Origin of the sequence: Sinimarinibacterium arenosum (assembly GCF_005047655.1) — a bacterium.
GTDB lineage: Bacteria > Pseudomonadota > Gammaproteobacteria > Nevskiales > Nevskiaceae > Solimonas.
Genome location: NZ_SUKF01000009.1, coordinates 92,214 through 113,516 on the forward strand (window position 1 = coordinate 92,214; position 21,303 = coordinate 113,516).

Sequence of the window (21,303 nt, forward strand, 5' to 3'; positions counted from 1 at the left end):
TTGAAACCCTGGGCTACTGACACAGTTGTCCCTCCTTGGTCATGACGCGTGCTTTCCCGTGACGCCGCAGCGACGCCAGATGCCGCTTCGGGATGACCGGCAGGTATCCCCGGCCGGGGGTGACTTTGCTGATGAGGCCGCGATCGAGTAGCGACTCCGCCAGTTCCGTAGGCAAGCCCACCCGTGGGTCGGCAAACCAGATCGTCGCTTCATCGCTTTCGCTACGGATCGGTCGCCCGATCCCCTGCGCGAGCTTGCGCATACACATGCTCCGTGCGACCGCGTAGGCGTATCCGGTGGCCGCTGATTCGTCACGCCCGTTCCGGATAGCCAGCTGCCGGCGTGCAGCAACCACCTCGGCGTTGATTCCCGGATTCGGCAACCGCGCGATAACCAGCTGTTTGATCAGCCCCGGAAGATCCAAACCCTCCCAGCTCGACGGCGAGATCCATACAGCATCCTTGCGCGCCCGAAAGTGCTCCAGGCATCGCCCCCGATCTCCCGCGATCTGCCGCTGCACCACCAGCCGCGTTCCCAGGCCTTCCAGCAGGTCCGCAACCAGGGGGCCGTCGGTGTAGGCCGGAACGAGCACCAGGGTGCGCCCGCCGGCGTCGGCGGCCGCGCTGATGATCCTGGACAGGTGGAGCAGCCAGCTGGGCCGCACCACGGCCTGTTCGCCTTCCGACTCGTGGGGATTGCCGACGTCTGGAGAGCTGAACACGAATCTCAGTTGGCCATAGCGCTCCGGCTCAACGCCGCCCGATACATCCCGCTCATACTCCTTGAGGCCCAGAGAATTCGCGAACCGATAGAACTCCTCGCCAGCCACAGGCGTCAGGGTCGCGCTGGTGATCAGCACATGCCGCAGCTGCTGGCGCGTGGGATTCGACAACAGCCGCCCGAAGACTTGTCCAGGGTAGGGGTCGCACAGACCGATGCCGAGATAGCTGCGGACGGCGGTGCGCCGAACGTAGGGCATGCCGTACTGGCGCTCCCCACGAAAGGCTCCCCCGGTGCGATTGAGCATGGACAGGTCGTTGCGAATCGCGATGACAACCGGGCTCCGTTTGCGGCCCTTGAGCGCTGCCTGGGTCACCTCGGTGAATTCATGAATCAGGTCGCCGATCATCTTGCGCCCAGCGCCCTCGCTGCTGCCGGCAAGAAACGCGGTTGCAGCCGCCTGCGGCACCAGCTGGTCGACCGCGTTCTTGAGGCGCTCCAATGCGGCCCGAGGCTCGGCCATGTTGCGCAACCCCGATAACGACGCGTCCAGCTCCCTCAGCGGGACATAGTTCAGGGTGACGGCTTCCGCCATTCCGGGGAGGGCATCCGCTTCGTCCACCACCAGCGCGCACACCGGCTCCTCGTCGGCCGGCATCAGCGCCGTTGACCGGCCAATCGCGGAAAGCAGGACACTCGCCTGGGTACACAGCAGTACGCGCGCGGTTGCGGCGCGCAGCTGGTCGCGCTGGTAGATGGCGTCGTCGCCGTCATCTGCGCCAGGGTCAGCCGCATCCGACAGCACGACCTGCGCACGCGTGATGCCGTCAGGCAACTCGCCGTCCCACAGGCGCAGAATGCCGACCGTTTCCGCGTGGGTGACGAGTCCCACCAACGTCGCCAGCCGCGCGGCATCGGCGTCCGGGGTTGCTTCGATCAACTCGCGCACCGCTGCGGCCGACACGTATTCGCTGCGGGCCACACGGATCGCGACCGTCAACTCCGCAAGCCTTGCCGGATCCACATGCCGGCGCAGTGCCGCCTTCGCGACATCCACCTGCGCGGGCAGTGACAGCAGCAGATCCACTGAGTGCGTGGCGACCGCGACGCGGCATCGGTGCCGCACCGCGTGCGCCAGCAGCGGCACCAGGTAGCCCAGGGTCTTGCCGACCCCTGTGCTGCCCTGCAGTAGTGCTACCCGTGGGTTCCCGGCCGTTGCGCCCTTGTCGAGGAGCCCTGCGGCGAGATGGGCGTATTCGACCTGTGCAGGTCGTACGCTGAACCCGGCGTAGGCATCCCCACAGGTTCCCCCGGGGCCGAGCACTGCGTCCACCACCTCCGAGAGCGAAGGCGTCATGCCGCGTCTGCCGCGTCAGCAACGTCCTCGAACCGATACTGAAAGTCGCCGTTGCGGACCGCCTCGACGAATGCCTCGCGGGCTTCATGGATCGGCCCGGTGTCGGGCATCTGTGCAAAGCCCTCGCCGTCGATGACGATCTCGCCCAGCTGCGTTACCTTGCGGCTGACGCGATGCTCCAGCTGCCACCGAGCCAGGAAGCGCCCGCAGCCATGCGCGCGGTGGCCCCCGAGGTACGGATCCTCGGCGAAGAGTTCGATGGCCGCCAGGACCAGGCCGAGCTCCGCCGGGCGATCAGTGTCCAGCACCATCCGGTGTTCCAGAATCGTTCCGGTGGGAATCGCCTGGTAGCCCGCCAACGGCATGGCGACGGATTGCCCCCCATCAAGCAGCGCGGCGTCGATTTCCTTGACCCGCTTGATCTTCTCCTCGTGCACGGCGCTGTCCCGCTCAGCCTTGGCCTTCATCGCTTGCGCCAGGACCGTCTTGCGTTCCTTCTTGATCGCGCTGGTCTCGGTGGATGCTTTGAACATCATGTCCCACGCCGAAGGGGCATCCGCATCCAGGATCGACAGCATCTTGTCAGGCGACCGAAGCATGTCATCCGTACGCATGCCCGGGTAGGCAGGGCATGCCGCCACAGAGATCGGGGTGCGTGGGTGCGCGTGATCAACGCTCAGCCGCCCAGGGACAAAATACTGATCCCCTGTGTCGGCGGCACCGAAGACTGCGATCTGCACATTGCGGTTACGCAGTGCCTCTCGCGCGGAAACGTCGTAGTACAGCGACGACGAGCCCCGACCGCGCGTTCCTCCGATGTTGAGCATGTATCCCGTACGCAGCGGAAACGCCGACTCCTTTCCGTCTTCGCGCAGCTGGCGCACGATCGCCTGCGTGCCCGCACGGCGCAGCGGACCGCGGAAGGACGCCGACGGCAGAAAGACCGTGTCGACCAACCCTTCGCCTTCGCGATAGATGGTCGTTACCGGCGGAGGCTGGGGATCACTGGCGCTCGCCGGCTTGGAGCCGGGGAGAGAAATGGCCAGCGGGGAAAGCAAGGTGAGAGTGCCGCGGAAAATAAAGGTGCTCATCAGGGTGTCCTCAGGAAGTCGGATTTACAGGAGAATCAACATGCCCAGGCCATAGGCCTTGCCCGCGCCAATGCCGGTGCGCAGACACTGGTCAAACAAACCGGTATCGGTGACTTGAAGTCGCCCGGTCACCTGGGCACGGCACTGGGTGATTGGAGGTCGTGCCGGTGTCTTGCGTATACGCAACGGGGGTAGCACCTCGACTCGGCAGTCGATGACCGCAAATCCGCTGGCCGCCGCCTTGGCCTCGAACGCGTCACGAACCCCGGTCGCATCCGTCACCGCGACGCGATTGCGAACCCCGGTAACACGCTTCGACGCATTGAAGATCAGCAGGAAATTGCTCTGGTCCCCTACGGACAGCGTCGGCAGGGGCGTGGCCGCGTGGAAAAACGCCTGAGCATCGCCCAGCGCAACCCCCTCGGGGACGCGCAGGCGAATCAAACGGTCGTTGCCCACTTCGCTTGTCGCGAACAGAGGGCGCTCCACGCGGCCCTCCAGAACTTCGTACACCAGCTTGTGCGTCCACACGCTGCGGTCGACATGCGCTGGGCATGCTTCGCGCGGCAGGCGCAGGTCGATATCCAACATCGCTGTGTTCACAGACTCACTCCTCCACGTTGAATTTGACGAAGGCAGGTGGCCAGCACCGGCCAGGAATCCGATGACGGTTCGATCAGCCAGGCAGAACGTTCAGGAAAGAGGTCCGCCAGTGCGGGATAGCGGAGATGCCAGCTGGCCAGCACCGCCTTGGCATGGGTAAACGGGTCGCCGGCCAGCGGGCCTTTCCCGAGCTGAACCCGAGCGGCGGCCAGTGGCGCCAGCTCGCGCGACTCCGGCATGGCATCACCGAAAGCGGTGAGCACCGCGCGGATGGCTCGGGCGTCGACGCACAGGGGTTTGCCCCCATTCAGATGAACCGCGCGAGCCGAGATGGTCGGGCGGCAGCTGCGGACCACCTCTCGGTAGGCCTGTTCGAGTTGCACGAAGTAGGTGGGCTGCGTGGGTGGGTGCAACACGAAGTCCGCCATCAGTACGTCGATGTTGGTCGCCGGTTGAATCGCCACAGTGCCGGGCAGCGGCTGCAGGGGCTTGAGATCGCCCCAGTAGCGCAATCCGGATCGACTGGCGATCACGACGTGCGAGCCGTTGGGGCCGGCGTTGACGGACTTGGACTGCATCGGCTTTTTGGCCCCCAGGGTCCAGCAGCTCGCGCAGAGCACTTCAGCCGCGCGGGGGAATACAGGCCCCTCAGCGCCGCAGCAGCAACACACCCCAGGGGACGGCGCGTCTGCCGGCAGGTACTGGTGTCCAAGCGCTTCAAACCACAGATCCTGGAAGGGGGGCAGGTCGTAATCAGGCATTCAGTCGGTTCTCATGTCGGTATCCGTGACCCACTAGACGCACCGAGTGACCGCCCCGCTACTTCAGGCCGCCTGGTCCGTCGGTGCGTTGCTCGCGCGAAGGAATTCCCAGGTGGCCGGGTCGATCAGAATGGGCGTGACGCGACCTTTGGCCATGTCCACGAAGGCGCCGTGGTGCTCGATGACCCCTTTGGTCAGCAGCGGCACCAGCACCGTGAACAGTCCCGCGTCCGCCACCATCCGGTTGATGCCGAACTCTTGCTTGCGCAATGCGGCGGCGGCCGAGCAACTCGGGGCGTCGTCATCCTTGATCTCGCCGGCATTGGGGAATAGGTCAAAGAAATTTGGCAGTCGCGATCCGACTTTCGCATTCCAATTCCACAGGTGCCCCAGCACCGCCTGGCCGGAGTTGGCGGCATTGCCAAAATCCATCCACAGCTGCGAGTGATAGTCGCCGGGCCGATAGCGTCGTTCAGGGGTGTCGACCTGGTGGGCGAGGGCGATTCCGACACGCACCGATGCGCGATCCGTGCAGGTGATGAGCAGGTCCGTCGCGCCGATCTCAGTGCTGGGATCGTGGTCCTCCGCAACAGAGCGCCAGCCCAACCCATAGGCGATGTTGTACCTCGACGCCAGCACGGTGGCCTTGTTGTGCCCGACATCAGCCGGGACGAAGCGCTGCCGTCCGATGTTGCTGGCGCTGACGGTGTCTCCGTCTTGCAGGGTGACGTGCAGGCCGTGGGGATGCCCCAGCGCCTTGAGCGAGAAGTGGAGCCGGGCCAGCGTGTCGACCACGTCCGAGCCCGTGCCGCCGCACCCAAGAACTAGCACGCGTATGGGTTGGTCCAGCCAGTGTTTGGGGATGGTGTATTGCATGGAGCCTCCGGTGTGCCTTCACCGTACGGCGGCCACCGCGCCCCGCAATGCCGTTTTCTGGCAGTTGCCACGGTTTTGGTACCCGTCCGGCGTCTAGGGGATGTCCCCCTGCCGATCCCGCTTGTGTCCTCGCCTTCCAGTCCAACTCCACCGTCCGTCCGAGACGGCGTTCCGCACCCCGTCGTGGCTCACGCCATGATCGGGCGCACGCCGTTCGAGGACTTCCGCGCGAAGAGGGAGTGCGATCGCTTCGATTTCGTGATGACCTGTCACAACGTGGACCGTTTGCTGGTCACCTGGCTCCGCTGCGCGCGGGGCGAGGCGGAGCGGATCGCGATTCACAGAGAGCTGGGGGCGATCTTTGATGAACTGGCGCTTCCATTCTTCGACGAGCAGTACGTTGCCGCGTTGGCGGCGTGCCCGATGACTGTGGAGCGCATTGCGAAGACTTTGGGGTCCATCCGGTTGTCGCCCGGCGCGTTGTCGATGAGTTACACCAAGATTGGACCCGACTGGCCAGCACCCAATGGGGTGTCCGCGAGCTTCCCATTCCTCGCATCCGTGGTGGCGAAGATCACAGCCCTGGGCGCGGACCCGACCGAAGCCGGCTACTGGCAACCGTTTGTTCACCCTGTGGACCGCCAGATCAAGGTCATGGCGGCCGGCGCCATCGTCCGAGCGCAGGGGCTCACAGAAAGGAAAGTTCGCGACTGGCTGGCGAAGCCACTCCTTCGGCCTGACGACGTGATCATCGTCGAGTCAGCGTGGGAACGCAGGCCATCGATCGGGCGGTAGCGCCCGGTTCCGGAATTCGGCGTTGTGGGCGCCACGCGCCGCTCACGATCAGGAGCACGGCGGTAAAGGACCGCCATTCCTGGTGTTACCGATATGACTTTTCCGACGAGGTCGGCTGTTAAGGACCGCCGTTCCTGGACTTATGGATATCCCTTTTCTGACAGGGCTGCCCGCCCAACGCGATTATGGTATTTCACGCGTGGGCGACCCCGTGCTGCCGCCCGGCTTCCCTCTTTTTGGGGGGTGTTTTTGTGTGGTGATCAGGAATATTTTCGGCATTGCATAGTTTTCATATCTGTAAAGCATAAAAGCATAGGGCCGCCGCCTCCTATATTTTCAATGTCTTACGTGCCCACAACCGGACAAAAACACGCTCTGGCAGGACAAATGCACGGACTTCGGCCTTTCAACCGGACAAATGAGCGAGGGGTGGCAGGACAAAAACACGCGGACGGCCGGACAAAAACGCGACGCTGCCTGTGGATTCTTTCCCCTGATGCGGCGTGTCCACGATCGACGCCCCGCGCGCCAGGCCAACGCCTCCCGAAAGCCGCTTATGGCAGGACAAAAACGCGACTGATTCGAGTCCCTGCACCGATCTCCCCGCGATAACCGGACAAATAGGCGACGGATTCGCGCTCGCCTCGCGGCGTTCACGGCACCACCGGACAAAAACACGACTGTGACCAACGCCCGCGACGGTCGGCTGTCGCTTGGCAGGACAAAAACACGACTCCGGATGGTACTCGCTGCCGTCTATGGACTTCCACCGTCGAGAAGCGACGCATGTCCAGAATGCCAGTGCCGAGAAAGCCGAGCCACGCCCGAAAGCCGCGGCGCCCACAGATTACTCCGGATTCGCTGGTTATTCGCTCGAACAGTTTGATGCGGGCGACCTGGGTTGTTCCCCCTACGGTGCATACGCACCGCCTGTTGGTCGCCGCCATCGCGGCTTTCGATTCCACGAGCGACCAGCCGCGTGTCATCCGGATCGAGTGGTCGACGTTGTGCGCGATCTTCGACGCCTTCGGATCGATGCGACTCGGTCGCGCCAAGCTCAAAGCTGAGTGTGCGCGCCTGCTGACACTCCAGTTCATCACGGACGGGGCGGGGGACGCGTTCAGCCTCGAGAACGCCATAGCGAAGGCGGAATACGACAATGGACTTCTGACCGTGACTTTCGCCGAAGCGGCGATCCCCCACCTGCAGGCGCTGAATGACTACACCGCATCGCGCCTGCGCTACATGAAGGATCTCGAGTCCGCCTATCAGTATTCGCTCTACAACATCCTCGCGCCGGTCGCGCACTCGGGAACCGTGCGACTCCCCTTGAATGAGCTGCGTGCGTCGCTCGGCGTCCAAGCGGAGGCCTACCCGGAGTGGCAGGACTTCAACCGCCGCGTGCTGAAACCGGCGGTGGAGGGCGTCAGCAGACATTCCGACCTTCGCGTTTCCGCGCTGCCCCTGAAGCTGTTCGGCAAAGCGGTCAGTGACGTGCAATTCGCAGTGACTCGGGCCGTCGAGGCGCAAGACCCCCTGGAGCGGGCGATCACCGCGATGCTGGTGGCGCGCGGGGTCAACGAGACGGTTGCGCGGGAAAAGGTCTACCTCTACCGCCCGCGCCATTGCATGGATCGGATCACCCTGTTCGATGTCCGCATGGCAGGGGGAGATATCATCAAGCCCGGCGCCTACCTCGCCACCATGCTGGGTGCGATCGAATTGACGCTGGATGACCCCGAGGAGATGCGCAAAGCGGCACTGCAGACTCTGGTGGAGGTGGTGTTCGGGATGTTCGCGTTGCTGCCGGCGGACACTGCCGCTCTGCTCAAAGCGGATTTCGCGAAAGGGCTGCCTGGACCTCAGGCTCTGACATTCGAGGACTTCGGGCCCGACTACCCATCGATACGCCCGCTCTGGTTTCGATACCTGCGGTCACGGTTCGCCAGCGAACTGGTGAGACTCGAAGGGTAGCGCGCCGTCGCGGGGCGCGGTGTGTCTCCTTAGGGTGGGGATGTTCCCACTGGAGAGTCACATGCTGCTACCTGCCACTGAGCCGCCGGGCCCCGGCATCCTCGCTGATCTCGCGATTTCGGAAATCAGCGTCAAGGAGGGCCACAACCCTCGCCGGTACTTTGATCCCGCAAAACTGGACGAGCTGAAGGCGTCGATTCAGGCGCAGGGGGTCGTGCAGCCGATCCTGGTGCGCCCGCGTCCGGATGGCGGCCACTGGATCGTAGCCGGCGAGCGCCGCTTTCAGTGCGCCAAACAGTTGGGCCTGCTCAATATCCCGGCTCTGATTCGGGAGCTGACTGATCGCGAGGCGATGGCGGCGGCCGTAGCCGAGAACGCCAAACGCGTTGACATCACTCCGGCGGAAGAGGCCAAGACGGCTCGGCAAGCGCTCGACCTGCACGACGGCGATGAGGATCAGGCGGCGCGCTCACTCGGCTGGTCGCGGTCTACTTTCCGCGCTCGCTTGCTGCTGCTCAATGCCAGTGAGGTGGTGCTGGATGCACTAATGCGCGGCGCCATTCTCCTTGGGCACGCCGAACTGCTGTCGACCCTTCCGGACGAGTTGCAGGGCACGGTGCTTGAGCGCGTGCTGACCTACAACATCAGCGTGGCCGAACTCAAGCGCCAGTTGGCGAGCTTTACGCAGGAGTTGGCGGCGGCGCCCTTCGACACCCGTCAGTGTGCGGGCTGTCCTCACAACAGCAGCACGCAGGCCAGCCTCTTCGAACAGCATGTGGGCGAGGGCCGATGCTCCGGCAAGAGCTGCTGGGACAGCAAGGTCGAGGTCCACCTTGAAGGGCTCAAAGCCGAGAAGGCCACCGAGTTCAACGTCGTCTGGTTTGACCGCGAGAAAGACCCTGACAGCTACGTTCGCCTGGTGTGCTCCGGGCACGGTGCCGTAGGCCCCAGCCAGTTCGATGCGTGCAAGAGCTGCGCGTTCAATGGGGCGCTCATTGCGACGGTGCCAGGCAAGGCGGGCCGGGTTGCTGACGATGTGTGCTTCAACGTCGAATGCAACCGTGAAAAGGTTGCCTCATTCGCAGCGTCGCTTGCGTCGCCCGTTGAAGCGTCGGGATCGCAGGACAGCTCGCCAAAGGCGGCGGCCCAGCCGCAGGCCAAAGCGCAACCCGCGAAGCAGAAGAACACCAAGGCCAAGACCAGCGTCGCTGCAGCTCCCAAGAAGAACCTGCAGGCGGACCTGGCACTCATCCGTTCGGTGGCGTGCGATACCGTTCTGGCTGATCCGCAGCTGCGCCTCGCCTCGGAGGTTTACGCGCTTGCTCGTGCCGTCAAGCTCGACCGCGAGGCATTCGGACTCCCGAAAATGGGCGAGTTCGGACTAACCCCGTTCCTGACGCGCTCCGTTGCAGAGCTTGAAAACAACAAGACGGCCCTGCTGCGACTGTTGTTCGACGCGAAAACAGATGGGCCGGAACGCTTCACGCCGGACGATGAACCGACGCGCCTTCGCGTTCGCGACAGCGCGGCAATCCTGCAGTTGCGCGGCATCTCGCTCGATGGTCGATTCGTGCTCGATCAGGCGTATCTGGAAACGCTCACCAGTGCTGGCATTCAAGGGCTGCTTCAGGAAGCAGGCTTTGTCGAGTCGTGTGAAGGCGGCACCCCCGAAGAGCGCGAGAAGTCGTACCGAAAGTTGCTTGGCATGCGTCGTACCGATCTGATCCAGGCCGTGCTCAAGTCCTCCCACGACTTCACGTCGTTCGTCCCCGCCTCGGTCTATGCGGCCTGCGAGACGGCATTGCGGGGCGTGTCGCTACCTGGTCAGGTGGCCTCATCGACAACCACCGAGGAATCTTCTGATGCTCAATGAGCTGGCCAAACTGCTGCGCCCCGGCGACAGCTTGAAGTTTTCCATCGTTCAGACGCCTGCGGGCCTTCGTGTTGCCGTCGTGCCGGTGATGTCCGATTCCGTTCGCGGGGTAGTGAACGGAATCGAGCAAGCGGATGGCCCCGCGCTGCAGGCCGTTCGTGCGGCCCTGGCATTGCCGTTGGTAGCGACCCTCGACGCGGCGGACCCGGACGCTCAGTTCCGCTCTCTGCTGAGTCAGTTCGGCGCTGTGCGCGAGGAAGCGCACAGCGGCCTCGACAATCTGTTGCGCTCCATCAAGGACGCTGGGCGTGCTGCAGAAAACACGGCTGCTGCAAAGAGTAAGTCCGCGACGCCGGCCAAGGAGAGGGCCGGCAAGCCCGGTACCGTTCCGGAGCAAGCCGCAGCAGCGGCGCAGCCCGATCCCGGTCCCGCATCGGAAACCACACCGGGACCGAAGATCCCCGATTTGTTTGAGTGAGGACATAAATCAATGGGAACTTTCGTTCGCCCGACGCGGGTATTCATGATGTCCAGCGTCCGTCTCCCCGATCCCGATCCTGCGGCAACCCCCGAGGTTGTGCGCGATGAGTTGCTCGCCCCGAATTTCCCCCACCTGGCCTTCACCAGCATCGAAGGGCCGGAGCCGAGCGCGGATGGGTTGGAGTTGGTCTATCGGTTTGTCGCGCCGCCGGCAAAAACCAAGGGGTAGCCCCGATGTCGAACGCACGCACGCGGCGGGCGGAAGAGCGCGCCATAGCCGCACTCAACCGGATGGCGCAGGGGATGCGGTACCGCAAGCCACCCAACGAATCGCGACTGTCCGAGAAGGAGGGCGCGCAGCTGGCGTTACATCGGGGCGTCAAGTCAATTCGCGTGCCCTCGACTCCGCTGGCCTCGACTGCCCCGCCACACCAGATCCCAATGGTGTGATGCGGGGGCGCGGTGGGTCAGTAGGGTGGCGGCATGGACACACCGCACAGCACATATTGGTTGCCCCCTCGCTTGTCTCCGGCATTCCTGGACTCGACTGAGGCCGCCGCGCGACTCCTCAGCTCGGACATTACGCTCGCAGGCATGGCCGCGAGTTCGCGGGCCCATCTGGCCACGTCAACCGCGTGGCTGCACGCCGCCGGCCTTGTGACCGATGCGGAGATTGCGAGCGCCTGGCACTCCTGTCAGGTGGTTGCAGCCTTGCGCGACGTTCTGTCGTCGGGAAAGGCGCGGCTCGCAGAACGCTTGCGGCGCCCGGAGGTTCCGGCCGGAAGCGCCTGGATGCACCTGGAGTTCACGACAGATGGCCTCGAGCTTTGCCATGAGTGGTGTGCCTACGCGGCAGTAATCCCGGTATTCAGTCCGCGTTTTCCTCGCAGCCGCATGCTTCGCGGGTTGGTGTATTCGGTGGCGTGCGATCTTGGGGCGAACTGCTTTGTTCCGGACTTTTCCGCCTTTGTGGAGTCCTCGTGGTACCTGGGGTGCGCTCGCGACTGGCTGAAGCGGCGACGGTGGTCGGTCGAGGCCTTTGAGGCTCACCTGGAGGGCGGGGAAGATCGCTCCGATGAATACGACTTCGAGGAGGACCCCTTCTACAACATGGAGACCCCGACTCAAGTCGCCAACGCAATGTTCCTTCACCGGACGCACATGCAACGGCTGCGCAACTCAATCGTGCAGCCTTCGGAGTACCAGCGGTGCCTGGAGAGACTTCCTCGCACCATTCGCCGGATGTCGATCGGGCGCTGGCTTGAGCAAGCGATCGCCCTTCTGGCCCAGCCGCCTTTGAGCCTGTCGGTGATGGAGCTGTCATCTGGTGGTGATGTCGCGCTCGAAGTCGGGTCGGTGCTGGTGACCGATCCTGCAATCCTTGAGGCATGCAACCTTGAGTGGAACATGATCGGCGAGGCTGGCGACGCTCCCTCCCGCGTGCTTCGCGGGGACACCGAGTCTGCGATACAGGTATTGCAAGCTCTTGAGCGGGTGTCTGCTTGCGCGGCCCAGCTTCATCTCTTTCCGAATGAGGACTTCACATGATCGGCGTGTCCACCAGCACTCAGACTGAAGGGACGGTTCTACACTGCGCCCTGGTGATTGGCGCAACGCAAACGGAAGGCGTCTCCCGACCGTTTGTTCTACGGCACGCGTTCGACACCATTGGCGGGCAGAAAGCGCTGGGCGCGGGGCATCTGATTGATGCGAGCGCGGTGACCGAGATGCTTCAGCTTCTGCATCATGGCGATGGGGGCGCGCACGGGAGCCCGTTCCTTGCGGCGGACGTTGTGGCGCTTGCCGGAAGTTTTGCCGCGTGGGTGGTTCCTTCGGCAGTTCGCCCCATGTGGATCACCACTCAGAAGGGCGCGAAGGCCTACAAGGTTCAGTGGCCACACCTGGTTGTGGCGACGGCGCCAGGACGTGTGTGGGTCGCGGCCGTGCCTCACGCGATTCAGCGGGGGGACGATGTGCCGGTATTCCACGCCCCGTTGATGAACGTCGGCACGCGCGGGCAGGTATGCCTTCCCGCCGGGCTCTCCGTTATGGGCGGAATTGCCGGGCGCGCGCAGGCGGAAAGCGCGCTGTTCGACACCAAGTTTTCGCACGTCAATCATCCGCACACGCTGCGCCTATCGGGGAAGGGCAAGGCGATCAGCACTACGGCGCATCATGGGTTTTGGCGGCGCAAGGCCCGAGCCCAGGAAGGCGCTTCAGCTTCGGAGATGGTTGCGATGAACATGCGCCTGAGCCAATGGGTGTCAGCGACCTACAGCGACAGCGCAACGGGCGGGTGACAGATTGATGGGTTCTGGTATTTCGTTGCGTCTACATACCTGTCGAAGGCACATCCCCCGATGAAAACCGCCGACGACTTTGCAGTGGGGCACCTCCGGGTGCCCCACTCACTTCAAACCACGAAGACACGACCGCAGCGTGCAGCTCATTGCCTATCTCTATCCCACGCTGTGGCAGTTGTTCACGCTGTCATTTGCGTTGGCGGTCGGATCGGCAGGATGGTTGCTGACGTACCGGCATCACACGGCGCTCCACTGGCTTGCCGCATCAATTGTGGTCGCCATCGCGACTCTGGCGTACGGATTCACTGCAGCGCCCGCGGACGTTGTCGTTGGTGTGGTGGGGACGGCGACGCGTATGTCGTGTGATCCTGCGTTGGCCGCTCTGCATGTGGATGATTCCGGCCAGGCCTATGGCTCCCTGTTCGACGTGGCGTCCGCACGTCGCCACCTGTTGCTGTGCGCGCAGGGGCGCGCCGACTCCTGATGGACCTGGTGCTGCGCGTCGACGCCTCGCGCCCGCTGCGGCATGGCGATCTCCCTGAGTCCCTGCAGCGCGCGGTACTGTGCGGATGGAAGCACGTGCTGCTGGAACCACGCCGCAAGCTGTGGGTCGATGTGCGCGCCCTGGCGCATGAGTTGGTCACCAGCGAAACGCCGGTTGGCTTCGGCGCCATTCACGTCCCTTCATCGGCGCAGAGCTTGCTGGGCATCGAGCCCGGAGAGACGTTACTGCAGTTCCGCGAGCGTTTTGCTCGCAACGCTTTCGTGTGGAGAGCGGCACTGTGGGATTGGCGTCATGCAGCTGCCCTTGCGGGAATGCAGCAGGGGCTCGACAGGCCCGCGCTACTCATCCGTGACCGGCACGGCACCACCTTGCTGGATGGCCATCATCGGCTCGGGGCCCACGCGTTTCGATTGTCGGAGTGGATGCCGGCGGTGGTGGTCGAGGATGCTGCGCTGCTCCGGCGGCACAGCCAGAGGTTCAGAAAGACGCGGCGGTCACTGGACTGAGCCCGGTCGTGCGGGGCGGGCAAGGGGCGCGTCTAGTGGGGTACTCACCTCACCATAGAAACCCCCGATGTCGGAAGACTCTGTGAATGATGATGCGTCAACCCAGCCCGTCCCGTTGAGCGCACGCGCGATTCAGGGAACGCTGCAGCTGGTGGCCTATCAGGTAAACCAGGACCCCATGCAGCTCCGGCGCGCGGCGCGCGAGCGGGCGTGGATGGAGGCGACCCCCGATCGCTTCGCAAATCGGTGCCTGCCGCTGGTCCTGGGCTCCCAGCTTGGCTGGGAGATCCTGTGCCCAGTGGACCTGGCAGCAAGCTGGACCGGAGGACCCGCAAAGGAAGACCTTACCGTACGCTTCTACGGACGCACGTCGGGCCTGGTGGGGTCGCACTTTGGCGCGGGGGTACTGACGTTCAACCCGGGCTGGCTGTTCCGTACCCCGCCTGGCATTGGGCTCCTGATGACCGGGCCGACAAACAATCCCAAGGCCGTCATCGGCCCGCTCGAAGGGTTCATCGAAACCGACGCCAGCCACATGACCGCCACCATGAATTGGCGCTTCGCCGCACCGGGGGAAGTGTTCTTTCGTCGCGGAGAGCCCATTGCCCGCATTCTGCCGTACCCCCAGTTCTTCATTGATGCCTTCGACGGGGCGCTCATGCGTAAGGAGCAGATGCCGGCGGATGCGCGCACCGAGTACGAGGGCTGGGAAGTCGCCCGCGGTGAGTTCCTCGCAAAGCTCGCTGGGCGAGACCCTGAGGCGCTCAAACGAGGATGGATGCGCCACTACATGCGCGGGGAGCACTTCGTCTCGGGCGAACAGTGGCCGACACATCAAACGCGATTCCTGCACGGCGAATTTGTTGATCGCCGCAACGAATCCACGGAGGACCCCAATGATTGAGCCCCGGAACTTTGCACCGCTTCGCTGCCTTTGCGCGGCGTTTCTGTTGGCCTTCCTCATGCCCGCGTACGCCGGCGACGGCTATGCCGACGGCGTCGCAGCGTTCCGCCAGGGCGACTACGCCAAGGCGTATCAAATCTGGCTGCCGATGGCCGATTCGGGGGATGCCCGCGCCCAGTTCAGCGTTGGAACTCTCATGGCACGCGGCCAGGGTGTCGAGAAGAACGAACTCCTCGCAGTGGCTTGGTTTCTGCGTTCAGCGGAGCAGCGCTACGCGCTCGCCCAGTACAGCCTTGGGGTCATGCGTGACGAAGGAATTGGGATTCCCCGAGACGACGCGGAAGCGCGGCGTTGGTATGCGCTGGCGGCCGAGCAAGGCAACGCGTCGGCACAGGCGAACCTCTGCCAGATGTATGCGTCCGGCGAAGGCGGAGACAAAGAGCCCGCCAAAGCGATGGACTGGTGCAAAAAGTCCGCAGCCACAGGCAATCAGGTGTCAGCGGCGACGCTTGCTGAACTGAGGGCCGCAATGCCGACGCTCACCGTCGTCGTCCCCAAAGGGAATGTGCGTTCCAAGCCCTCCACATCGAGCGCCGTGGTGGCTCGGGTTGTTCGCGGTGACACCGTGGTGAGAACTGGCCCGCCCATCGACCAGTGGATTCCGGTTCTGATCTCGGACTCGCAAATTCACGGGTTTATTTTCGAGCCGCTGGTGTCGATGTCGACGGCGCGGATGCACTAAGTGCGTTGCGTATACGCAATTTCGATGCCGGTCTTGAATTTGTCGTGAACTCAGAATCCCCTTTTTAATCAGTATGTTACGGATTGTTCATAAACTAGATTATGTTACTTTCTATTGTATAAAGTTTTTATTGTGCAGTGTTTTGCGCATTTTAGGCAAGCCGCTATTCAGGACGCAGATGAGCTGCGTCAGACTTTGCCGATTGGGTACTGCGACGTGTGCTTGCTGCGCCCTGGTGTCCCGATCAGCCGCCGCAGGTCTTGCTCGTCGCGTTTGGATAGTCCTGGGCCAGGGCGTCAAAGCGCACCAGTCGCCACATGCGCTTCTGATCGTTGGCCACCGCGGACCGGATCTGTTCCGCGCGCTCTGCGCGTTCGTCGGCCGTGTACATCGACCGCAGGCAGCGCCGCGCCGTGTTGAGGTCCAGGGCCGCTGCCTTCACCGCATCTTCGCTTTGGTCCCAGTCAATCAACGCCATCGCGTTGGTCATGGCGGTGGCGACATCCTGCAGCGCCTTTTTCTGCATGGGACTATCCGGCAGTGACGCAATCACAGCGTCAACGTCATCGCGAACGCCGTTGCGGTTTGAGTCTATGCCATCGAACCCTGGCGGTGGCTTCGTGCTTCGCAGCGCCCGCGCTGATACCGACGTCGGCGTTGGCCCCATGTTCAGCGTCGACTCGATCATGACCTTCAAATCCACGCCAAGCGTCGACAGCATGGAAAAGAATCCAGCTGACGCGGCGGCGATGATCATGTTCTGAGTTAATGTCACCTGGGGCCTCACGCAATTGCGGCCCTTTCACAGTAGCGCCAGATGGGACCTCGAGGGTGCTACTTCGTCAGGCGCTGCCGCCCGCTAATCGCGCCATCGGGCGCAAACTTCCGGAGATCTCTTCACAGATTTCGTCCAGGCGTTCGTTCACGTCTGAAGGCAGATAGCGAAGCAATCGCCAGCCATTGCTCACCAGCAGGTTCTGGCGGCGTGTGTGCTCCTTGAACCCCTCGAGAGTTTTCGCGTGGTACTGCCATCCGTCAATTTCGATCGCCAGCCGCTGCGCTGGGAACGCGATGTCGATCCGAAACTTCCGACCAGGAACCGCTTGGGTGTATTCCCAGGCGACGGCATCCCCATACAACCCCTGAAGGACCTGCCACAGGCGCGTCTGCGCTGGAGACCCCTTCCCCGAACGGCGCGCCTTCGCTGAGCCGGATTGCTTGGCTTGCAGGACATGAAGCGGCTGCTTCAGGATGCCCCGGGCAAGCGCCTCGGCTTCCGACATTCGGAGTCCCCTCGCCTTTCTTGCCACGGTTGCCCTACTCCACCGACATGTTGGCCTTACCGTACTGCGCCCCGCACGCCCCGCACGCCTGGGCGCGATGCGCTCAGTCGGTGTTCCGCGCGAGGTAGTCCTTGAGTTGGCGCAACGTAACCAGGCGTCGATCCTCGCCCACAACCAGGACGATTGCGGGGACTTGGCCGCCGGCGTACTTGGTGGCGATGTTGCCGCCGATATCCGGCAGCGCCACGATCTTGCGATTGATGACGCTTTCAAAGCTGACTGTCTTTGGGATCCTCCGGGGCACGATCACGCAGTAATAGGTGATGTCCAGGATCGCCCTGTAGTGCTCCGAGATCGCCAGCACTTCAGTCAGGAAATCCTCGCCTTCCGGGTCGCCGGCGTAGAACCAGACCCATAGCCCTACCCTGCCCGGCCCTGGCATTTTTGGAGCCAGGCGCTCCGCGTTGGTTAGGGTCCGTAATTGCTCGCCCGTCGGCACCATGTACAGAGGCGGCACCGGATCGCGTGACCCGCTTGCCTGTGCCTGCTGGGTTCGGGCCAGGGTTGCCTGGGCCAATCTTTTCAATTGCTCATTGGGGTCCATGATCACATTCCAAAACAGCCCTGCAGCTCGGATTCCGACTTCACGCAGACTTGTGGCGACCACCAGAGGAACCCGAATTTGCCTTCCTTTGAATTGGTTACCTTCACGTCCACTTCATGCACGCTGCAGCCGGGGAAGAAACAGTTGAAAGGCTTGAGAATCGGGTAGATCGGCTCGTACTTGCAGTTGAGCGTTACCAAGTAGGGGAAGCGCTTTGTCACCCGGGAGGCGATATGGATCGCCCGATATCCGACGTGTGCCGCCACCACCGGGGGCGACGCGCCATCGGCGCGCATCTGACGCGGCAACAGGGGACCCCAGGTTCCGACGCAGACCGGATCCCTGAAGATTTGCCCGCCCCCGCCCCCCTGCCCTGGCCGCACTCCGAGAACGCACTGCTGGACAATCTTCGCGCCCTGCTCGAATGCCGGCACGATGTCGCGACAGCCGGTGCGCCAGTTCACGGTGTCGATCCCGGAGTCATAGCTGAGCTTCACATAGGTATTCAGCTGCCCCAGGACCTGGTCGATTACCTGGTCCACGAGGCCTTCAAGGAAATTCCCAGCTGCATCGCAGGCCTCATTCCCCTCGTTGATCGTCTTAATTTGCGAAAGCAGCACCCCAGGGGGCGCCCCTCCCCCGCCTGTCTTTTGTGCCTTGCAGAGGCAGTTGTAGTACCCCTCGAACATCAGTTCCCGCAGACGATCGAGGATCTCCCAGACCCGGACTTCGTACCCGCCCTCGGTGCGCGCACCGGCGATGCCCTGGTTAATGGTGCCGATCTGCGGCTCTCCCCCGCCATAGAAGATCGAGCCGCCGACATGTTTGTGGACCTCAATCAGCCCGGTGGGCAGATAGTCCGTGATGATGAAGAACACTTCGCCATAGACCACGAAGACTCCGATGATCCCCCACTCCATGCAGCCGTTGGGGGTGCCCAGCAGATCGGTCCCCACGTAGCCAGCCGTAATCAGCTGCTGCAGCGCAGAGCCGCCTTTGGCCTCGGCATATTCGCCCGGGAGCGCGGTCAGAGCGGACGCGGCCAGTCCGGCCGTGAGTAGTTGGCGCCGGGATAGCGCTGCCTGAAGGATGTCGCCTGGGATTTTGTCCATAGCCCCATAGACGTGCGGGATGGCCATCGGGTGCGTGAGTGATCTGGCGGGAGCATGCGGCGTCTATGTAGGGTGAAGGTCCCGTATCCCACGCGACAGAGGTCATCAATGAATGCACCGAACACGGTGAGTGCACAACGGCAAGCCCGGGATCGCCGCACCGCTCTACTGCTGGAGGCCTGGCCGATGTTTCGGCCGCGTAAACCCGTCGGCGAGATGTCCGACGACGAGGTTGCAGCCTATCTGTCGGGCAATTGGCGCTTCCTGGGGTGGGCGCTTCTTGTCGCCGGCCTGCTTATTGTGTGGTCGTTCATCAAACCGGACTCAATGCGGGCTCCAGCGCCGGTCCTGGCGGAGCGCTCGGCTGGCACTGTCGAGTCCGTCGAAGTTCATCACACAGCATTCGATGTCAGCTCGACCGTCAGAACGACTGACGGCACATACCAGGTCTCTGGGGCGGTATCGGCGGCGCCGGGCGACTCCGCAGTCTTTCGGGAGTGGTCGAACCCAGCCGGTAGCGACTACCCTCGCCTGTGCGTCGCGTCGCGGATTAAATCTGTCTGCTACCGGCTCGAGTAGCCGCCCCATGCCGCCCCGCTCCCCTGCTGCGCGCGAGGTTTGCCTCAGTCGCCTGCCGCCTGAGTACAAGCGACACGCCTGGGACTGGATGAAACGGAACAACCCAGACCTCGCGGAACTCCTCGGGCAGGACCCGACGTTCGCTTTCCTGTGCGAGCAGTTCGACCAGCCGACTATCTGGGTGCGCGCGGAGGACAGCGGCTTGAGCACGGAACAGCTCGCAGCGCTGCCTGCTGGACTCACGCGATAGCGATTTCGCCACCTGTGCAGAATGCCCAGCCAATAAAAACAACACCTTGCGGCACCAATAGCCCTCCGGAGAGGCTGGCTCCTCGTCCTCGCATGGGCGCCGCCTATGGTTTGTGGCATTTCCCCCGTTATTACTATGTTCCACGCGGAACATGAAATGTTTCCATGCCCTGAGCGGCTGACTCCATGCGTGAGCTCGGCAGCAAGCGTTTGGCGAGCCCAGCGCCGACATATTCGCGATAGCGCCACCCTATTGGTCGCCCTTTGTGGCTCGCCTCCGCCTATGGCCCACGTGGAACAATGTCCGCCTCCCCCTCACTCTGCGCGGATGTCCGATCACAGTTTCCGGGTACGGACAGCCCATGGCAAAGGAGCCCCGCCCATCGATCACAGTTTCCGGGTCGGAATCCATGCCTAGTCCCCAGCCTCGCTGATCCATGTGTTCGCAACGCCTTGATTTGGAGCTGGCTCACACGGCGAGTCTGGGGCTGACACGGTTCGCGTTTCAGCGGATGCCGTTGGCACAACGGCTTTCGCCGCTGTCCTTCGGTGGGTGTCACCCTCCACGCGCATCAGTTCGGCCCCTCCTGGGCCTACGCCGATTTCTGCGAAACAACGCAGTCCCTCGGCCAGGATGTTGTTCGCGGCGTTGACGTCGCGATCGTGAGTCGTGCTGCAACTGCTGCAGGTCCAGCTGCGATCTTTCAGCTGCAAGGCATCATTCACAGCGCCGCAGGCGCTGCAGGTCTTGCTGCTGGGAAACCACTGGCTGATCCGGCTGACGCTGCGGCCGGACCAATCGGCCTTGTAGATGATCTGCCGGTGCAACTCGGAAACGCCGGCATCGCTGATCGCGCGAGCCAGCCGGTGATTCTTCACCATGCCCTTCACGTTCAGCGTCTCGATGCAGATGATCTGAGCCGCATCAACGATGCGCCGTGAAGCCTGATGCTGCGCATCACGCCGGCAGTCGGCGATCTTCGCCTGCAGCCTCCCGACCCGACGGCGGTGGGCGCGGTAGCGCCCACTGCCTTTGGTCTTGCGGCTCAGGCCGCGTTGCAGTCGTTTCAGATAGCGCGTCTTCCGCCGAAGGTGCGCCGGGTTTTCGATCTTCTCGCCGTTGCTGAGAATTGCGAGGTCCTTGACGCCGACATCGACGCCGACGGCACCGGCTGAGGCCGGTGCTGCAGTCGGGAGTGTTTCGCTGACGGCCATGCTGACGTGAAAGCGTCCGGCGCTGTCGATCGACACCGTAACCAGCTTGGGCATCACGCTCGGGCGTCGGGACCAGACGACCTTGATCGGTCCCAGCAGCGGCAGCACCAGGGTTCCGGCGTCCCACGCTTTGACCTTGCCGGCGTGGCGATGATCGAAGACGAAACGCACGGCGGCGGAGCCGCCGCGCTTCCGTCGCTTCGGGTACTTCGCTCTCCCCGCGAAGAAGTTCCGGAACGCCGCATCCTGATCGCGCAGCACCTGGGTGATGACACCGCTGTCGATTTCGGACAGCCAACTGAACTCCGGGTCGCGCTTCACTTCGGTCAGCCAGCGTGACAACTCGATGCTGCCGATGCTCAGGCCGCGCCCGAACATCTCGGTCAGTTCTGGATCGTGGTAAGCGTCGCTACGGGCACGCAGGCACCTGTTCCAGACGAAGCGGGCCGCACCAAAGTGCCGGGCCAGCAGCTGGCGCTGGCTTCGCTTCGGGTAGCACCGCTGCCGACATGCGCGTTGCACCACGCCCCCTTTCGGTGGCGCGGCATCCGGGCATGGCACAAGGCAGGAACCGTCCGGCATGGATCTCTTGAAAATCTCCGCTGCGTCGCTCTGCTGCCAGCCTACAGATTCACAGGCTCAAAACCTGAGCCCGTGAAGTTCCGGCTACGCATCCGCTCCGGCAGGCCCGAAACGTCCGCGTTCCAGCGAGTTTTCGGCAACGCGAACCGCGTCCCTCCCTTCCTCACCGTGCCGCGAGGATCGGCCAGC

Annotated in this window: 22 protein-coding genes; 12 read left to right on the top strand and 10 right to left on the bottom strand. The window is 63.4% G+C overall.

All coding sequences use genetic code 11. The features are described 5' to 3' along the window. Window positions 1–13 precede the first annotated feature (13 nt). The 5 genes from E4T66_RS17685 to E4T66_RS17705 form a co-directional block, all read right to left on the bottom strand. Window positions 14–2,077, bottom strand: a complete 2,064-nt coding sequence (locus E4T66_RS17685; RefSeq protein ID WP_136850737.1) for a helicase C-terminal domain-containing protein — start codon at window positions 2,075–2,077, stop codon at window positions 14–16. Continuing rightward, window positions 2,074–3,168 (bottom strand): hypothetical protein, encoded by a 1,095-nt coding sequence (locus tag E4T66_RS17690; protein ID WP_136850739.1) that lies wholly within the window; start codon window positions 3,166–3,168, stop codon window positions 2,074–2,076. The genes E4T66_RS17685 and E4T66_RS17690 overlap by 4 nt, the downstream gene beginning before the upstream one ends. 24 nt (window positions 3,169–3,192) lie before the next feature. Further along, on the bottom strand, window positions 3,193–3,771 hold the full coding sequence (locus tag E4T66_RS17695) for a type I-E CRISPR-associated protein Cas6/Cse3/CasE (protein ID WP_136850740.1): 579 nt from the start codon (window positions 3,769–3,771) through the stop codon (window positions 3,193–3,195). Next, complete coding sequence (locus tag E4T66_RS17700; protein ID WP_136850742.1) at window positions 3,768–4,532, bottom strand: hypothetical protein; 765 nt, start codon at window positions 4,530–4,532, stop codon at window positions 3,768–3,770. The genes E4T66_RS17695 and E4T66_RS17700 overlap by 4 nt, the downstream gene beginning before the upstream one ends. A 63-nt stretch (window positions 4,533–4,595) precedes the next feature. Further along, a complete protein-coding gene (locus tag E4T66_RS17705) occupies window positions 4,596–5,408 on the bottom strand; it encodes a PRTRC system ThiF family protein (protein WP_136850744.1) in 813 nt (270 codons plus the stop codon). 195 nt (window positions 5,409–5,603) lie between these two features. Between E4T66_RS17705 and E4T66_RS17710 the strand changes: the two genes are divergently transcribed. From E4T66_RS17710 to E4T66_RS17755, 11 genes are all read left to right on the top strand, one after another. Next, window positions 5,604–6,203, top strand: a complete 600-nt coding sequence (locus E4T66_RS17710; RefSeq protein WP_136850745.1) for a hypothetical protein — start codon at window positions 5,604–5,606, stop codon at window positions 6,201–6,203. A gap of 786 nt (window positions 6,204–6,989) precedes the next feature. Beyond that, window positions 6,990–8,177 (top strand): replication initiation protein, encoded by a 1,188-nt coding sequence (locus E4T66_RS17715; RefSeq protein WP_136850747.1) that lies wholly within the window; start codon window positions 6,990–6,992, stop codon window positions 8,175–8,177. A 61-nt stretch (window positions 8,178–8,238) separates the two neighbouring features. Further along, window positions 8,239–10,050 (top strand): PRTRC system ParB family protein, encoded by a 1,812-nt coding sequence (locus E4T66_RS17720; protein ID WP_169577694.1) that lies wholly within the window; start codon window positions 8,239–8,241, stop codon window positions 10,048–10,050. Further along, window positions 10,040–10,528, top strand: coding sequence for a hypothetical protein (locus E4T66_RS17725; protein ID WP_136850751.1), 489 nt, complete (start codon window positions 10,040–10,042; stop codon window positions 10,526–10,528). The genes E4T66_RS17720 and E4T66_RS17725 overlap by 11 nt, the downstream gene beginning before the upstream one ends. Window positions 10,529–10,540: 12 nt before the next feature. Beyond that, complete coding sequence (locus E4T66_RS17730) at window positions 10,541–10,759, top strand: PRTRC system protein C (protein WP_136850753.1); 219 nt, start codon at window positions 10,541–10,543, stop codon at window positions 10,757–10,759. A 254-nt stretch (window positions 10,760–11,013) separates the two neighbouring features. Next, on the top strand, window positions 11,014–12,078 hold the full coding sequence (locus E4T66_RS17735) for a hypothetical protein (protein ID WP_136850755.1): 1,065 nt from the start codon (window positions 11,014–11,016) through the stop codon (window positions 12,076–12,078). Beyond that, window positions 12,075–12,830: a hypothetical protein gene (locus tag E4T66_RS17740; RefSeq protein WP_136850757.1), complete on the top strand. Its 756-nt coding sequence runs from the start codon at window positions 12,075–12,077 to the stop codon at window positions 12,828–12,830. Before E4T66_RS17735 ends, E4T66_RS17740 begins: the two co-directional genes overlap by 4 nt. 139 nt (window positions 12,831–12,969) lie before the next feature. Continuing rightward, window positions 12,970–13,317 (top strand): hypothetical protein, encoded by a 348-nt coding sequence (locus E4T66_RS17745; RefSeq protein WP_136850759.1) that lies wholly within the window; start codon window positions 12,970–12,972, stop codon window positions 13,315–13,317. Further along, window positions 13,317–13,844, top strand: a complete 528-nt coding sequence (locus E4T66_RS17750) for a hypothetical protein (RefSeq protein WP_136850761.1) — start codon at window positions 13,317–13,319, stop codon at window positions 13,842–13,844. Before E4T66_RS17745 ends, E4T66_RS17750 begins: the two co-directional genes overlap by 1 nt. Window positions 13,845–13,911: 67 nt before the next feature. Next, the gene (locus E4T66_RS21440; protein WP_211243010.1) at window positions 13,912–14,748 is read left to right on the top strand and encodes a DUF6065 family protein; all 837 of its coding nucleotides are present in this window, start codon (window positions 13,912–13,914) and stop codon (window positions 14,746–14,748) included. After that, window positions 14,741–15,490 carry an SEL1-like repeat protein gene (locus E4T66_RS17755; protein ID WP_169577696.1) on the top strand — a complete coding sequence of 250 codons (750 nt, stop codon included), beginning with the start codon at window positions 14,741–14,743 and terminating at the stop codon, window positions 15,488–15,490. Before E4T66_RS21440 ends, E4T66_RS17755 begins: the two co-directional genes overlap by 8 nt. 244 nt (window positions 15,491–15,734) lie before the next feature. On the opposite strand, the gene E4T66_RS21625 is transcribed toward E4T66_RS17755, so the two are convergent. From E4T66_RS21625 to E4T66_RS17775, 4 genes are all read right to left on the bottom strand, one after another. Continuing rightward, window positions 15,735–16,247 carry a hypothetical protein gene (locus E4T66_RS21625; protein WP_211243011.1) on the bottom strand — a complete coding sequence of 171 codons (513 nt, stop codon included), beginning with the start codon at window positions 16,245–16,247 and terminating at the stop codon, window positions 15,735–15,737. An 85-nt stretch (window positions 16,248–16,332) separates the two neighbouring features. Continuing rightward, window positions 16,333–16,773 carry an endonuclease domain-containing protein gene (locus E4T66_RS17765; RefSeq protein WP_136850767.1) on the bottom strand — a complete coding sequence of 147 codons (441 nt, stop codon included), beginning with the start codon at window positions 16,771–16,773 and terminating at the stop codon, window positions 16,333–16,335. A 103-nt stretch (window positions 16,774–16,876) separates the two neighbouring features. After that, window positions 16,877–17,377 carry a hypothetical protein gene (locus E4T66_RS17770; protein ID WP_136850769.1) on the bottom strand — a complete coding sequence of 167 codons (501 nt, stop codon included), beginning with the start codon at window positions 17,375–17,377 and terminating at the stop codon, window positions 16,877–16,879. 2 nt (window positions 17,378–17,379) lie between these two features. Continuing rightward, complete coding sequence (locus E4T66_RS17775; protein WP_136850770.1) at window positions 17,380–18,516, bottom strand: hypothetical protein; 1,137 nt, start codon at window positions 18,514–18,516, stop codon at window positions 17,380–17,382. A gap of 81 nt (window positions 18,517–18,597) precedes the next feature. On the opposite strand from E4T66_RS17775, the gene E4T66_RS17780 reads away from it, so the two are divergent. Next, complete coding sequence (locus tag E4T66_RS17780; RefSeq protein ID WP_136850772.1) at window positions 18,598–19,068, top strand: hypothetical protein; 471 nt, start codon at window positions 18,598–18,600, stop codon at window positions 19,066–19,068. A 663-nt stretch (window positions 19,069–19,731) separates the two neighbouring features. Here the strand turns inward: E4T66_RS17780 and E4T66_RS17785 are convergent. Further along, window positions 19,732–21,054, bottom strand: coding sequence for an RNA-guided endonuclease InsQ/TnpB family protein (locus E4T66_RS17785; protein ID WP_211243012.1), 1,323 nt, complete (start codon window positions 21,052–21,054; stop codon window positions 19,732–19,734). Window positions 21,055–21,303: the final 249 nt, after the last annotated feature.